The 571-nt window shown below is 46.1% G+C and carries 1 pseudogene; it reads left to right on the top strand.

Annotated elements, in window-relative coordinates:
- Positions 1-571: pseudogene (locus BHE89_RS19595) on the top strand (RNA-guided endonuclease InsQ/TnpB family protein); the annotation flags it as partial.

The raw sequence follows: 571 nt of genomic DNA, 5'->3' as shown, positions 1-571 counted from the left end.
ATGATTCTATTGCATTGCAGCAGGCGGTGATTAACCTTGACGTGGCTTTCTCCAACTTTTTTAATCCGAAACTAAAAGCCCGTTTTCCCACGTTTAAAAGTAAGCATGGCAGACAATCTAGCTATCATTGTGTCGGGATCAAAGTCATTGATGGCGCGATAAAAATCCCGAAAATCGCACCGATTGAAGCGCGTTTACATCGTGAAATTACGGGGGCGCTGAAAAGTATCACACTGAGTCGCAGCGCAACCGAAAATACTATGCGTCACTACTCTGTGATGACGGGGTAGAAGCACCGGCAAAGCCAACATTGATATCAAATATCACGGGACTTGATGTGGGGCTGAGTCATTACGCCATCAAATCAGACGGCAATAAGATTGCTAATCCGCGCCACCTTATCAATGCCAGCCGTAACCTACGTCGAAAACAAAAAGCCTTATCTCGCAAGCAAAAAGGGAGTGCTAATCGTCGTAAAGCCCGAATACAGCTTGCAGGTGTACACGAACGGGTAGCCAATGCCCGTGCTGATTTTCAACACAAACTCTCTCGTGCAATTGTTGACGAAAAC

It is taken from the genome of Shigella sp. FC1967, assembly GCF_001743005.1.
Classification (GTDB): Bacteria; Pseudomonadota; Gammaproteobacteria; order Enterobacterales; family Enterobacteriaceae; genus Proteus.
This window is presented reverse-complemented; position numbering and strand designations above follow the sequence as displayed.